Genomic DNA, 13,191 nt, shown 5'->3' on the forward strand with positions numbered 1-13,191 from the left:
GCGGGCAGTTTACCTTGCCACCCTCCCCATAGCGAACACCCCGATCCGACGGTGAGCCCGTTCTCAGCCTTTCAGGATCTGCTCCGGCGACACCACCTCGAGTCCGAAAGCCTCGCCCACGGCGGCGTAGGTCACCTGGCCGGCATGGACATTGAGTCCACCCCGGAAATGGGCGTCGTCGGCGAGCGCCTGCTTCCAGCCCTTGTCGGCCAGTGCGATCACGAACGGCAGCGTCGCATTGGTCAGCGCCTGGGTCGACGTTCGTGCGACCGCACCGGGCATGTTGGCGACACAGTAGTGGACGATACCATCGACCACGTAGCTGGGCTCGGCATGGGTGGTCGGCTTGCTGGTCTCGAAGCAGCCGCCCTGGTCGATCGCCACGTCCACCAGTACGCTTCCCGGCTTCATGTCGGCGAGCATCGCGCGGGTGATCAGCTTGGGCGCGGCGGCACCGGGCACCAGCACTGCGCCGATGATCATGTCCGACTCGCGCACGGCCGTTTCCAGCGTCTCGGTGGTCGAATAGACCGTGCGGATCTGTCCCTGATAGCGATGATCGAGCACTTCCAGCCGCGGCAGGGACTTGTCGAGAATCGTCACCTCGGCACCCAGCCCCAGCGCCATCCGTGCAGCGTTTTCGCCGACCACGCCGCCGCCGATCACGGTCACCTTGGCCGGCGCCACGCCCGGTACGCCCGGCAGCAGAATACCGGCACCGCCCTGCGCTTTCTCCAGGCTGTGCGCACCCGCCTGTACGGCCATACGGCCGGCCACGCGACTCATCGGGGCCAGCAACGGCAAGCCACCCAGGCCGTCGGTGATGGTCTCGTAGGCAATGCAGGTCGCACCGCTGTCGATCAGACCGCGAGTCAGCCGCTCCTCGGCAGCCAGATGAAGATAGGTGAACAGCGTCTGCTCCGGGCGCAGCCGAGCGACCTCTTCCGCCTGGGGCTCCTTGACCTTGAGGATCAGATCGGTGGAAGCCCACAGCGCCTCGACGTCACCCAACATTTCGGCGCCCGCTTCCTGATAGGCCGAGTCCGGATAACCGGCCCCGATGCCCGCCTCCTTCTGAACCGAGACACGGTGCCCTCGTGCCACCAGTTCGCGTACGCCGCCCGGAGTCAGGGCGACGCGATATTCATGGTTCTTGATTTCCTTGGGAACGCCGATGTGCATGGTCATCTCCTCGATCGCTGGTTGTCATTGAAGGGATCGAGCGAATTACAGCACAACAGCAATAAAGGCGGGATAGGGGCAGAAAAAAGACGAACAAGACCTGAATGACGAACTCGTTTTGAAAGAAAATCTGGATTCACACCGATAGGCAGGAATATTTTCTACTCCGGCGCCACAGCCCCGCCATAGACCTCGACGAATCGCGGCGGCATCCGCTTGGGCCGCCCGCTGGAGAGTTGAATGCAGGCGAAACGCGTCTGTGCGCGAAGCAGCGTCCGTGCGCTGGCGACATGACATAGCTGAAACCGTCGCGTCAGCGTCAAGCGGCCGTCGCAAGCGACGAGCCAGGTGGCGAGCTGGAGCGGGTCGCCTTCGAAGGCAGGCGCCAGATAATCCAGTTCGTGACGATGGACGACCATGCCGCGATCGAGCGCTCGATAGTCGTCGAGACTCAGCCCGAGCTGGCGGGAGTGGGTCCAGCTGGCGCGCTCGATCCAGCGCAGATATTCGGCGTTGTTGACGTGACCGTAATGATCGATGCTCGATGCCTCGACCTGGATGTCGATCACGAACGGGCCGGGCAGATCCCATGTCATATGGACCTCCGAACTGTCAGCGGTAATTTCGACAATGTTTGGCGAGACTCGTGGCCGACCGGAAGCGATCCCGGAACGTCTCGCTTCCCCGAATAAACGTCTCGCTCCTTGAACGTCATGCCGGATCGTCGGCCGGGCGAGCTCGGCCACATTGCCAGCAACGATCGAAGACTCCTTCCAGCCGCTCACCGCAGCCGAGGCAATGCCACGGTGGCGCGACCACGGCCGGTCCGTCGAGTGCTTCCCTGACCAGTCGGCTCGCCTGCGCTTCGGCCTCGGCGGCCACCCAGACCTCCGCCTCGCACTGATCGGGCGGCAACTCTCCCGCCCCGCCAGCCAGGGTCATGTTGCGCAACGTGGCAGAGATACCGGCGCTCTCGATCACGTTACGAACATGACTGACCAACAAGACATTGGGATGACGGAATATACGGATCCAGTCGGCAGACATGTCAGCGGTATCGCTCCATTGCGATCCTCAATTGCGGAAGACCCGCACGCCTAGCGCTTTCAGGTAAGCCGTCTCGGGAATGGACGGGTGGATCGGGTGATCGCCCGCCTGACCGCCACGGTAGATGATCTGGCCGTGACGATCCTGATGACGCACCGCGCCACGCACGCACTCCACCAGGCGCTCCTCGTACAGATGCATGGAGCAGGACGCCGACATCAACAGTCCGTCACGCCCCAGCAGGCGCATAGCCTCGCGATTGAGGCGTGCGTAGGCGCGTTCGCCATTGGCCAGATCCTTGCGCTTCTTGATGAAGGCCGGCGGATCGAGCACGATCACATCGAACTTCTCTCCCTCGGCGCGCAGCGCGGTCATGGCTTCGAACACGTCGCCGTGGCCGACCGCTACCTGCTCGTGAAGTCCGTTGAGCGCGGCGTTCTCGGCAACCCGATCCAGCGCGACCTCGGAAGCGTCCACGCACAGCACCTCGCTGGCGCCATGCGCCGCGGCCTGCACGCCCCAGCCGCCGATATAGCTGAACAGATCCAGCACTCGCTTCCCGGCGACCAGGCCATTGAGCCAGGCGCGATTGGCGCGGTGATCGTAGAACCAGCCGGTCTTCTGGCCATCCAGCACCGGGGCGACGAAGCGCACGCCATTCTCTTCCAGCAGCACCTCGTCGGGCAGTTCGCCGTGAACCACCGCGACTTCGGACTCGAGCTGCTCCAGCCGCCGCCCGCTGGAATCGTTCTTGAACACGATGGCGCGGGGCGACAGCACCTTGTCCAGCGCCGCGATCACCTCGTCGCGTACCATTTCCATGCCGAGCGTATTGAGCTGAACCACGAGCACGTCATCGAACCGATCGACGATCAGCCCCGGCAGCAGATCGCCCTCGCCATGGATCAGCCGGTAGAACGGCTTGGCGAACAGGCGATCGCGCAGCGCCAGCGCCTGATTGAAGCGGTGCACCAGCAGCGAACGGTCCAGCCGGACATCGGCATCGCGGGAGACGACGCGGGCACAGATCAGCGAATGCGGATTGACGTAGGCGACACCCAGCGCCTTGCCATTGGCGGCCTCGATGGTCACCTGCGCGCCTGGCTCGAGCCCCTTGAGCGGCGTCGCCTGGATATCGATCTCGTTGGAGTAGAGCCACAGATGGCCCGCCTTCAGACGTCGATCAGCGTTCTTCTTGAGGCGCAGGGTCTGGGTCACGGTTGACTCCATGTGCAAGGCTCCATCGGCAAGGGAAATCAGGAAAAGCGTATTGAAGCAACGTTTCGAACGAGCGTCGCCGAACAGCAATCTCGGCGCATTCTAACCCGCATGCAGCCATTCATTGACCCGTCGGGGCGAAATCGTGCCTCGCCCCGGCCGGATCTCGCGTCCGATCGGGCAACGACCGTTCAGGTCTGGCAAAGGGTGCAGTAAACCGTGGCGCGCTGGCCGAGCACGATATGGCGCAACGCCATGCCGCAGTGACGACAGGGCTCGCCGGCTCGACCATAGACGTTGAGCCGCTGGGCAAAGTACCCCGGCTCGCCGGTCCCGCTGACGAAGTCCCGCAGCGTGGTACCACCTTGGGTAATCGCCGCCGCCAGCACCGTCTTGATCGCTTCGGCGAGACGCTCGAAACGCTCGAGCGAGACACGACCCGCCGCGCGGCGCGGATCGATGCCGGCCATGAACAGCGCCTCCGTGGCGTAGATATTGCCCACCCCCACGACCACGGCATTGTCCATGATGAAGGTCTTCATCGCCGCACGGCGGCCGCGAGACAGCCGATAGAGCCGTTGACCATCGAAATCCGGCGACAGCGGCTCCGGTCCCAGGCGGGAAAGCCGGGTATCCGTCGCGGCATCCCCTTTCAGCCAATCGACGAACCCGAAGCGGCGCGGGTCGTGATAGCGCAGGATATGGCCACCCTCGAAGACGAGATCGACATGATCGTGCTTCTTGGGCGGATCGCCGATACGCGCGATGCGCAGACTGCCGGACATCCCCAGATGCCACAGCAGGGTACGCCCGCCCAATGGCAGCAGCAGATACTTGGCGCGACGGGAGAGCTCACCGAACCTGGAACCGATCAACGTGGATTCCAGGTCGTCAGGCACCGGCACGCGCATGCGGCGCTGGCGCACGATGACCTCGACGATCTCTTGGCCTTCGACGTGAGGCGCGATACCGCGGCGGGTCGTTTCGACTTCGGGAAGCTCGGGCATACGTCGGACTCTCGCGATTCTTCCATCACAAACGAGAAAACCCGGTCGAGGACCGGGTTTTCCGTACTGTCATTTCAGTGCTGGCATTTCAGCACTATCAGAAAGCTAGATCACTTGATCTTGGCTTCCTTGTAGATGACGTGCTTGCGAACGACCGGATCGTACTTCTTGAATTCGAGCTTGTCCGGAGTGTTACGCTTGTTCTTTGCCGTGGTGTAGAAGTGGCCGGTACCGGCGCTGGACACCAACTTGATCTTGTCACGCATCTCTCGACTCCTTAAAGGCTAACGCCGCGCTTGCGAATGTCGCTGAGCACCGCTTCGATGCCCTTCTTGTCGATGATACGCATGCCCTTGGAGGACAGACGCAGCTTGACGAAACGCTTCTCGGATTCGACCCAGAAACGATGCGTATGCAGGTTCGGGACGAAACGACGACGTGTCTTGCGCTGTGAGTGCGAGACGTTATTACCAGTCACCGGACGCTTACCGGTAACCTGACAAACTTGGGACATGGAAGCCTCCGACCACTGGCGGGTTGGGTTGTTCGGTTTATCTCGGACACGCAGTTCGGGAAGAGCCCGTCCATTTCGATTCCCTCATGGAAATGGCGGGTATTCATTCGCTCGACTGCCATGGTCCAACGCCTTGATTCACTGGATCAATGCGCCGACTCAAAGGTGCCCCGATTCAAAGGGCGTACTTTATACCAGACGCCTCCGTTCTTCGCAACAATCGACGACAACTGCCGCCGTTCCAGCGAAGCGTTGGCCGATCGTTTCCGACAGGCCATCGAAGGGCGTCACCCCAGAACATGGCGCGGTATGTTACCCGAATCCGACACGCGTTCCCATCCGAATCTCGAAACACTGTCCATTCACTGCCCATTCCGCCAATCTGGCGCCGCGTCGCCTGCTCATAACCAGCCGCGCTCGGCGAACGAGATTACCTCGCCGTCGCCGATCACGAAATGATCCAGCACCCGAATATCGAACAGCCCCAGCGCCTCGCGCAGGCGTTCGGTGATCCGACGATCGGCATCGCTCGGCTCGGCCACGCCGGAAGGGTGATTGTGCGCAAAGATGACGGCACCGGCATTGTGCGCCAGCGCGCGCCGCGCGACTTCACGCGGGTAGACGGAGGCGCTATCCAGCGTGCCTTCGGACAGAATCTCGAAGCGGATCACGCGATGCTGCGTGTCCAGAAACAGGGCCGCGAACGCTTCATGATCGAGATGGCGCAGCTGTGCGCTCAGGAATCGACGCACCAGTGTCGGGGAAGTCAACGCCGCATCGCGCTCGAGCAGGCTGCCGAGATGACGACGCGACAGCTCCAGCGTCGCCTGAAGCTGCACGAACGTAGCCTCGCCCAGGCCATGCTCGGCACAGAATCGCTGGCGATCCGCTTCCAGCAGCTGACGCAGCCCGCCGAAGCTGCTCAACAGGTCACGCGCCAGATCCACCGCCGAGCGCCCCTTGACCCCGACCCGCAGGAAGATTGCCAGCAGCTCGGCATCGGAAAGTGCTGCGGACCCTAGCGTTAGAAGTTTCTCCCGTGGCCGCTCCCCTTCCGGCCAGTCGCGTATTGCCATGCCCCTTCCCGTCCATTCGCCGTGAATTATCAGAACCTCTGAATCAGGACATCGGCCAGCTCCGCCAAAACCTGACCGATTTTAACCAGCGATGAAACTCTACTCCCAAAGTCGAATCGTCAATTTCGGCAACTTGCTGCCCACATGAGTAGAACGTTTGACGCAGAACCCGGGCTATCCGCTGATCGGTCGGCTCAAGGGGCTGGCCGAGCTGCGCGGGGTGGAGTTCGCCGTCCAGCGTCTGTTGCCGCTGAGCACCGTCCACACCGAGGAGTCGTAAGCTACGCAATCCCCGGCGCCGGTGGTAAGGTGGATGCCTGCTTTTTCAGGACGTCGACCATGGTTTCACCACTCGGGCCGGGACTGGCCGGAACCCGCATTCTGCTCGGCATCAGCGCCGGTATCGCCGCCTACAAGAGCGCACATCTCGCCCGTCTGTTGAAGAAGACGGGCGCGGAGGTGCGCGTGGTGATGACCGAAGGCGCCCAGGCCTTCATCACGCCGTTGACCCTGCAGGCGCTCACCGGTGAGCCGGTGCGGACCTCGCTGCTGGATCCGGAAGCGGAGGCCGGCATGGGCCACATCGAGCTGGCGAAATGGGCGGACATCATCCTGATCGCGCCGGCCACCGCCGACCTGATGGCGCGCCTGGCCCACGGTCATGCCGACGACCTGCTGACGACACTGTGCCTCGCCACCGAAGCCCGCTGCCTGATGGCGCCCGCCATGAACCAGGCGATGTGGCGCCACCCGGCGACGCTGGCCAACGCCGACCGGCTCCGGGCGCTGGGCTGGGCCCTGCTGGGGCCGGATGCCGGCGATCAGGCCTGCGGCGATGTCGGCCTGGGTCGCATGCTGGAGCCGGAAACCATTCTCGCCCAGCTGCTGAGCGAGCTCGAAACGGCCCGCGACGAGTCGCCCGAGGCGATGCCCCTGCATCGGGATCTGGCCGGCAAGCGCGTTGTGATCACCGCCGGCCCCACTCGCGAGGCGCTGGACCCAGTGCGTTATCTCTCCAACCACAGCTCCGGCAAGATGGGCTACGCGCTGGCCGCGGCCTGCGCCGAGCGCGGCGCCAGCGTCAGCCTGGTCAGCGGCCCGGTGACGCTCACGACGCCTCCCGGTGTCGAGCGGATCGATGTGACCTCGGCCACGGAGATGCTCGCCGCCGTCGAGTCCCGGCTGCCTTGCGACCTGTTCATCGGCTGTGCTGCCGTGGCGGACTATCGCGCTGCGTCCATCAGCGAACACAAGTTGAAGAAAGCGAACGACGACAGTGGCCTGACCCTCGAACTGGTGCGCAACCCGGACATCGTCGCCACGATCGCCGGCCGTGACGACCGCCCGTTCACGGTCGGTTTCGCCGCCGAGACGCAGACGCTGGAGACCCACGCCGGCAGCAAGCTCGAGCGCAAGCGGCTGGATCTGATCGTCGCTAACGATGTCTCCCGAGAGGGCATCGGCTTCGGCAGCGACGACAACGCCGTCACACTGCTCTGGAAGGCGCAGGACCAGACGCAGCGTCATTCGCTGCCGGTTCAGCCCAAGGCCGCGCTGGCAGGCGCGATCATCGACCATATCGTCTCCCGACTGCCCTAACGGGCGTCGGCATCCGGTTCGCGTTCGAGCAATGGTAAGCTAGGCCGCTCTCTGGCCTTTCATTTCATGCTCTTTCAGGAAGTCACTTTCATGTCATCCAGCACTCCGTCCACGGCGCCCTCATCGACAACGACAATCAGGCCGAAGCTTTCGGTCAAGGTTCTCGATGAACGCGTGCACGACTATCCGCTGCCGCACTACGCCACCACCGGCAGTGCCGGCATGGATCTGCGCGCGCTGCTCGACGAAGCGCTGACCCTCGCGCCCGGAGACAGCGCGCTGGTACGCACCGGCCTGGCCATCCACATCGGCGATCCGGGGCTGGCCGGCGTAGTGCTGCCTCGCTCCGGGCTCGGTCACAAGCACGGCATCGTGCTGGGTAACCTGGTCGGACTGATCGATTCCGACTATCAGGGCGAGTTGATGATCTCGGTGTGGAATCGTGGCCAGGATACCTTCGTGCTCGAGCCGGGCGAACGACTGGCGCAGTACGTGCTGGTGCCGGTGGTCCAGGCCGAGCTCGAGATCGTCGAAGATTTCGTCGCTACCGAACGGGCGGGCGGCGGATTCGGCCACTCTGGTCGAAAATGAAGGGCCGAAATGCAGGATCGAGAATAAAGAGTCGACAACAACGCGCCGGCAATGATCGCCGAACGCCCACTGGTCTCGGTCAATCGAGCTCTCTTCAAGGAAATGTCGCGTGGCGCTAAGCGCAACCATCTATAAAGCGAAACTCAACGTCAGCGATCTGGATCGCCATTACTATGGCGATCACGCGTTGACCGTGGCCTGCCACCCTTCCGAGACGGCGACGCGACTGATGGTGCGGCTGCTGGCGTTCATCGCCAATGCACATGCCACCAGCGCCGACAACGATCTCGCCATGACTCGCGGACTGAGTACCGACGACGAGCCGGATCTGTGGCTCAAGGCGCCGGACGGCCGCATCCTTTCGTGGATAGAATTGGGTGAACCGTCGCTGAAGCGCATCAAGCAGGGGCTCTCCCGAGCCGAACGCGTGCTGGTCTATCCCTACGCCCCACGCAGCGCGACACAGTGGTGGAAAAAGCTGGAGAGCGATATCCGGGCACAGCCGCGGGTCGAGGTCTGGAATCTGCCGGCAGAGCCGCTGGCGGCGCTGACCGCCCTCGTCGACCGCAACCTGAGCCTGGGCGCCACGCTGATGGAAGGCCAGTGGCTGATCACCGACGGACAGGCGTCGGTGGAACTCGAATTCGAACGGTGGGCGTGACGCCGACCGGATGTGAGCAATGACAAGGACATGCCGATGAACGACCAATCCGGTGCCAACGTACCCGCCTCGATCTTTCGGGCCTACGATATTCGCGGCGTCGTCGACGACACGCTGACCGAGGAAACGGTCGAGTGGATCGGCCGTGCGGTAGGCAGCGAAGCCGCTGCCCGCGGCCAGCAGTGCGTGATCGTTGCCCGTGACGGCCGCCATTCCGGCCCCCGCCTGCAAGCGGCGCTGATCCGCGGCCTGCGCGCGTCCGGTCGCGATGTGATCGATATCGGCCGCGTGCCGACGCCGGTGCTCTACTTCGCCACCGCCACGCTCGATGAAAGCCGCAGCGGCGTGATGGTGACCGGCAGCCACAATCCGCCGGACTACAACGGCTTCAAGATCGTGCTGGACGGCGTCGCGATCTCCGGCGAGGCGATTACCGGGCTGCTCGAGCGCATCCGCAGCGGCGACCTCAGCGAAGGCGACGGTACGCTGACTCAGATCGATGTCGGCGAAGCTTATCTCCAGCGCATTCTGGGTGACGTGTCGCTCGACCAGAGCCAGCGCGGGCGCCCGCTCAAGGTAGTGGTGGATTGCGGCAACGGCGTCGCCGGCGAACTGGGACCCAGGCTGATCGAAGCGCTGGGAGCGGAAACCATTCCTCTGTTTGCCGAGATCGACGGAGACTTCCCCAACCATCATCCCGATCCCGGCAAGCCGGAGAACCTGGTCGACCTGATCGCCAAGGTCAAGGAGACCGGCGCCGATATCGGGCTGGCCTTCGACGGCGACGGCGATCGCCTGGGCGTGGTCACGCCCTCGGGGGAGATGATCTACCCGGACCGGTTGCTGATGGCGTTCGCCACCGACCTGCTCGAGCGCGATCCTGGCGCCCGTATCGTCTTCGACATCAAGTGCACCGGCAATCTGGCCCAGATCATCGAACGGGCCGGCGGCGAGCCCGAGATGTGGCGCACCGGTCACTCGCTGATCAAGGCGCGGATGAAGGAAACCGGCGCACAGCTGGGTGGTGAGATGAGTGGCCATATCTTCTTCGCCGAGCGCTGGTATGGCTTCGACGACGGGCTCTACTCGGCCGCCCGGCTGCTGGAGATCCTGTCGCGCCAGTCGGTCGACGCCGATCGCTATTTCAGCACGTTCCCGCAGGATGTCAGCACGCCGGAACTGAACGCGGCAGTCACCGACGAGGAGAAGTTCGCGATCGTCGAGCGGCTGGCCGAGAGCGGCGACTTCGGTCAGGATGGCATCAAGACGATGCTGGACGGCATCCGGGTCGATTATCCCGATGGCTGGGGCCTGTGCCGCGCCTCCAACACCACGCCGATGCTGGTGCTGCGCTTCGAGGGCAAGAACCAGGCGGCGTTGACACGCATCCAGCAACGGTTCGGTGCCGCGCTGCACGCGGTGGCGCCGGAAGTGGAACTGCCGTTTTAACCCTGCGTCACGACACCCTCGTGTCGCTGGCGGCACGTGTCATCGATAACGCAGCAGACAAGACCGTCCCGTGTACGGGCCATCGCCTCGGCGGGAAAGCGCCATCAGCGGCGCGCAGATAGTGGAGACATGACGCCTCATGAATGAAAGCCCACGCGACCCACGCCAGGTGGTCGAGATCCTGTCCGAGGCGCTGCCTTACATCCAGCGCTATTCCGGCAAGACCGTCGTGGTCAAGTATGGCGGCAACGCCATGACCGAAGACAAGCTGATCGACTCCTTCGCTCGCGACATGGTGCTGATGAAGGAAGTCGGCATCAATCCGGTCGTGGTCCACGGCGGCGGCCCGCAAATCGGTCAGCTACTGGCGCGGCTAAACATCGAGTCTCGCTTCGTCAACGGCATGCGCGTCACCGATGCGGAAACCATGGACGTGGTGGAAATGGTGCTGGGCGGGCTGGTCAACAAGAACATCGTGACCCAGATCAACCAGTGCGGCGGCAAGGCGATCGGCCTGACCGGCAAGGACAACGCGCAGATTCTGGCTCGTCAGCTCAAGGTGGAGCATCGCACGCCGGAGATGACGGCGTCCGAGATCATCGATATCGGTCACGTCGGCGAAGTGGAGCACATCTCCACCGACCTGATCGAGATGCTGGCCGAACGCGACTTCATCCCCGTCATCGCGCCGATCGGCGTCGATCGTGAAGGAAACAGCTACAACATCAATGCCGACCTGGTGGCAGGCAAGGTCGCCGAAGCGCTGAAGGCCGAGAAGCTGATGCTGTTGACCAACGTCGCCGGCCTGCAGGATGCCGAAGGCAAGGTGATGACCGGACTCTCCACCGAACAGGTCGATGCCCTGATCGCCGACGGCACGATCTACGGCGGCATGCTGCCGAAGATTCGCTGCGCGCTGGACGCCGTCAAGGGCGGTGTCGGCAGCGCCGTCATCGTCGATGGCCGCGTGGTGCACTCCACGCTGCTGGAGATCTTTACCGATGCCGGGGTCGGCACCCAGATCACCGACCATCGTGACTGATTCGCGCTACTCTGATTTCAATCACTGCGGGCCTGGAAGGCCCGCCCCGACCGCCGAACGGAAGACAGGCCGTCCGGGCCGCTCCAGGAGGGAGCTTCGACAACACGACCGATAAGAACCGTCATGACGCAGGCAACCCCACAGCTTTCCCGCCGTGAACAGATCCTTCAGGCACTCGCGTTGATGCTCGAGGAGGACAGCGGCAAACGCATCACCACCGCCGCGCTGGCCCGCCAGGTCGGCGTCAGCGAAGCGGCGCTCTATCGCCATTTTCCCAGCAAGGCGCGCATGTTCGAAGGGCTGATCGAATTCATCGAAGCCAGCCTGTTCGAACGCATCCGGCGCATCCTGGACGACGAGCCCTCGGCGCTCGCTCGCTGCGAGACGATCGTCCAGCTCGTGCTGGCCTTCGCCGAGAAGAACCCCGGCCTCAGCCGGCTGATGGACGGCGATGTGCTCACGGGCGAGACAGCGCGTCTGCGCACTCGCATGTCCCAGCTGTTCGAGCGTCTGGAGACCCAGTTCAAGCAGGTTCTGCGCGAGGCGGAGCTGCGCGAGGGCTTGCGTCCCCAGTTGCCGGTGCCGGCGGCGGCCAACCTGTTGTCGGCCTTCGTGGAGGGCCGGATCAGTCAGTACGTGCGCAGCGACTTCCGCCACCGCCCCACGTCACACTGGAACGATCAGTGGCGACTGCTGGGCGACGGATTGCTGACCGTATCGCCACAGGCCGCCTCGATCTAACCCCTGCGGCAAGCCATTTCGCCCCAACGCAAAAAGCCCGGCTGATGCCGGGCTTTTCGTATCGTCCTTTCGTATCGTTCATCGGTCATCGGTCATCGCCGACCGCCTCGCGCCATGAGCGAGTATCTTCAGCCAGCCATCACGCGGCGATCGCGTCACCCAGCTGCTGCTTGATCTTCTTCATCGCGTTCTTCTCGAGCTGGCGAATGCGCTCGGCCGACACGCCGTAGACATCGGCCAGCTCATGGAGCGTGGACTTGTGCTCGGAAAGCCAGCGACGCTGCAGAATGTCGCGAGAACGCTCGTCCAGCTCGCCAAGCGCCTCTCGCAGACGCCGTGTATAGTCGGCTTCCCAGTCATCCGCTTCGAGCTGCGCGGCAGGATCGAAGCTGTGATCCTCCAGGTACTGCGCCGGCGCCTGATAGCCCTGCTCTTCCTCTTCACCGGGGCTGGCATCGTAGCCCGCGTCATAGGAAGACAGACGACCTTCCATCTCGCGCACGACCTTCGGCTTGACGTCGAGATCCTTGGCGATCGCATCGACCTCGTCGTTGCTCAACCACGCCAGCCGCTTCTTGGCACTACGCAGGTTGAAGAACAGCTTACGCTGCGCCTTGGTCGTGGCGATCTTGACGATGCGCCAGTTGCGCAACACGTATTCGTGGATCTCGGCCTTGATCCAGTGAACTGCGAAAGAGACCAGACGAACGCCCTGGTACGGGTCGAAACGCTTGACCGCCTTCATCAGCCCGACGTTGCCTTCCTGGATCAGGTCGGCCTGGGGCAATCCATAACCGGAGTAGCTTCGCGCGATATGCACGACGAAACGCAGGTGCGACATGATCAGCCGGCGGGCCGATTCGAGGTCGTCCTCTTCGTAAAGACGCACGCCCAGGTCATGCTCTTCTTCCGCCGTCAGAACGGGGATGCCGTTGACGGCCTGAATGTAACCGTTGAGATCGTGACCCGGGGAAAGGTTCCCAATGGATTGAAGACTGGTGCTCATGTGCGTTGTCTCCATGCTAGGCGGCGTGTCGGAGCGAAGAGCCGGTATTGGCTCGATC

General features: G+C 63.4%; 16 protein-coding genes. 7 read left to right on the top strand and 9 right to left on the bottom strand.

What is annotated here, in order from left to right; genetic code table 11:
- Window positions 1-63 precede the first annotated feature (63 nt).
- The 8 genes from ald to radC form a co-directional block, all read right to left on the bottom strand.
- Window positions 64-1,182, bottom strand: a complete 1,119-nt coding sequence (gene ald, locus R3F72_RS01955; protein ID WP_087717824.1) for an alanine dehydrogenase — start codon at window positions 1,180-1,182, stop codon at window positions 64-66.
- A gap of 161 nt (window positions 1,183-1,343) precedes the next feature.
- Window positions 1,344-1,778 carry an acyl-CoA thioesterase gene (locus R3F72_RS01960; RefSeq protein ID WP_087717618.1) on the bottom strand — a complete coding sequence of 145 codons (435 nt, stop codon included), beginning with the start codon at window positions 1,776-1,778 and terminating at the stop codon, window positions 1,344-1,346.
- Between the two features lie 115 nt (window positions 1,779-1,893).
- Window positions 1,894-2,229, bottom strand: a complete 336-nt coding sequence (locus tag R3F72_RS01965) for a putative signal transducing protein (protein ID WP_332778799.1) — start codon at window positions 2,227-2,229, stop codon at window positions 1,894-1,896.
- A 27-nt stretch (window positions 2,230-2,256) separates the two neighbouring features.
- Window positions 2,257-3,447 carry a class I SAM-dependent rRNA methyltransferase gene (locus tag R3F72_RS01970; RefSeq protein WP_442978319.1) on the bottom strand — a complete coding sequence of 397 codons (1,191 nt, stop codon included), beginning with the start codon at window positions 3,445-3,447 and terminating at the stop codon, window positions 2,257-2,259.
- 191 nt (window positions 3,448-3,638) lie between these two features.
- Window positions 3,639-4,454, bottom strand: a complete 816-nt coding sequence (gene mutM / locus R3F72_RS01975; protein WP_332778801.1) for a bifunctional DNA-formamidopyrimidine glycosylase/DNA-(apurinic or apyrimidinic site) lyase — start codon at window positions 4,452-4,454, stop codon at window positions 3,639-3,641.
- A 110-nt stretch (window positions 4,455-4,564) separates the two neighbouring features.
- Complete coding sequence (gene rpmG, locus R3F72_RS01980; protein WP_035472447.1) at window positions 4,565-4,720, bottom strand: 50S ribosomal protein L33; 156 nt, start codon at window positions 4,718-4,720, stop codon at window positions 4,565-4,567.
- 11 nt (window positions 4,721-4,731) lie between these two features.
- Window positions 4,732-4,968 carry a 50S ribosomal protein L28 gene (gene rpmB, locus R3F72_RS01985; RefSeq protein WP_071231789.1) on the bottom strand — a complete coding sequence of 79 codons (237 nt, stop codon included), beginning with the start codon at window positions 4,966-4,968 and terminating at the stop codon, window positions 4,732-4,734.
- Between the two features lie 401 nt (window positions 4,969-5,369).
- Entirely contained in the window at window positions 5,370-6,044 is a 675-nt protein-coding gene (gene radC, locus R3F72_RS01990) for a RadC family protein (RefSeq protein WP_071231788.1), read from the bottom strand.
- A 157-nt stretch (window positions 6,045-6,201) separates the two neighbouring features.
- On the opposite strand from radC, the gene R3F72_RS01995 reads away from it, so the two are divergent.
- From R3F72_RS01995 to slmA, 7 genes are all read left to right on the top strand, one after another.
- Window positions 6,202-6,324, top strand: a complete 123-nt coding sequence (locus R3F72_RS01995; protein WP_332778829.1) for a hypothetical protein — start codon at window positions 6,202-6,204, stop codon at window positions 6,322-6,324.
- Between the two features lie 59 nt (window positions 6,325-6,383).
- Window positions 6,384-7,643 (top strand): bifunctional phosphopantothenoylcysteine decarboxylase/phosphopantothenate--cysteine ligase CoaBC, encoded by a 1,260-nt coding sequence (gene coaBC / locus R3F72_RS02000; protein WP_332778802.1) that lies wholly within the window; start codon window positions 6,384-6,386, stop codon window positions 7,641-7,643.
- Between the two features lie 90 nt (window positions 7,644-7,733).
- Entirely contained in the window at window positions 7,734-8,234 is a 501-nt protein-coding gene (gene dut / locus R3F72_RS02005; protein ID WP_332778803.1) for a dUTP diphosphatase, read from the top strand.
- Window positions 8,235-8,343: 109 nt separating this feature from the next.
- Window positions 8,344-8,895: a YaeQ family protein gene (locus R3F72_RS02010; RefSeq protein WP_087717613.1), complete on the top strand. Its 552-nt coding sequence runs from the start codon at window positions 8,344-8,346 to the stop codon at window positions 8,893-8,895.
- Between the two features lie 36 nt (window positions 8,896-8,931).
- A complete protein-coding gene (locus R3F72_RS02015; RefSeq protein WP_332778804.1) occupies window positions 8,932-10,344 on the top strand; it encodes a phosphomannomutase/phosphoglucomutase in 1,413 nt (470 codons plus the stop codon).
- Between the two features lie 139 nt (window positions 10,345-10,483).
- A complete protein-coding gene (argB, locus tag R3F72_RS02020) occupies window positions 10,484-11,386 on the top strand; it encodes an acetylglutamate kinase (RefSeq protein WP_087717611.1) in 903 nt (300 codons plus the stop codon).
- 123 nt (window positions 11,387-11,509) lie between these two features.
- The gene (slmA, locus tag R3F72_RS02025) at window positions 11,510-12,127 is read left to right on the top strand and encodes a nucleoid occlusion factor SlmA (protein ID WP_071231782.1); all 618 of its coding nucleotides are present in this window, start codon (window positions 11,510-11,512) and stop codon (window positions 12,125-12,127) included.
- Window positions 12,128-12,266: 139 nt separating this feature from the next.
- On the opposite strand, the gene rpoH is transcribed toward slmA, so the two are convergent.
- Entirely contained in the window at window positions 12,267-13,133 is an 867-nt protein-coding gene (gene rpoH / locus R3F72_RS02030) for an RNA polymerase sigma factor RpoH (RefSeq protein WP_087717610.1), read from the bottom strand.
- Window positions 13,134-13,191: the final 58 nt, after the last annotated feature.

The organism is Salinicola sp. 4072 (assembly GCF_036663415.1).
Classification (GTDB): Bacteria; Pseudomonadota; Gammaproteobacteria; order Pseudomonadales; family Halomonadaceae; genus Salinicola; species Salinicola salarius_A.

Coding starts and splice junctions, on each gene's coding strand:
- ald (WP_087717824.1), bottom strand. CDS start 1,182: ATGCACATCGGCGTTCCCAAGGAAATCAAGAACCATGAATATCGCGTC.
- R3F72_RS01960 (WP_087717618.1), bottom strand. CDS start 1,778: ATGACATGGGATCTGCCCGGCCCGTTCGTGATCGACATCCAGGTCGAG.
- R3F72_RS01965 (WP_332778799.1), bottom strand. CDS start 2,229: ATGTCTGCCGACTGGATCCGTATATTCCGTCATCCCAATGTCTTGTTG.
- mutM (WP_332778801.1), bottom strand. CDS start 4,454: ATGCCCGAGCTTCCCGAAGTCGAAACGACCCGCCGCGGTATCGCGCCT.
- rpmG (WP_035472447.1), bottom strand. CDS start 4,720: ATGCGTGACAAGATCAAGTTGGTGTCCAGCGCCGGTACCGGCCACTTC.
- rpmB (WP_071231789.1), bottom strand. CDS start 4,968: ATGTCCCAAGTTTGTCAGGTTACCGGTAAGCGTCCGGTGACTGGTAAT.
- radC (WP_071231788.1), bottom strand. CDS start 6,044: ATGGCAATACGCGACTGGCCGGAAGGGGAGCGGCCACGGGAGAAACTT.
- coaBC (WP_332778802.1), top strand. CDS start 6,384: ATGGTTTCACCACTCGGGCCGGGACTGGCCGGAACCCGCATTCTGCTC.
- dut (WP_332778803.1), top strand. CDS start 7,734: ATGTCATCCAGCACTCCGTCCACGGCGCCCTCATCGACAACGACAATC.
- R3F72_RS02015 (WP_332778804.1), top strand. CDS start 8,932: ATGAACGACCAATCCGGTGCCAACGTACCCGCCTCGATCTTTCGGGCC.
- argB (WP_087717611.1), top strand. CDS start 10,484: ATGAATGAAAGCCCACGCGACCCACGCCAGGTGGTCGAGATCCTGTCC.
- slmA (WP_071231782.1), top strand. CDS start 11,510: ATGACGCAGGCAACCCCACAGCTTTCCCGCCGTGAACAGATCCTTCAG.
- rpoH (WP_087717610.1), bottom strand. CDS start 13,133: ATGAGCACCAGTCTTCAATCCATTGGGAACCTTTCCCCGGGTCACGAT.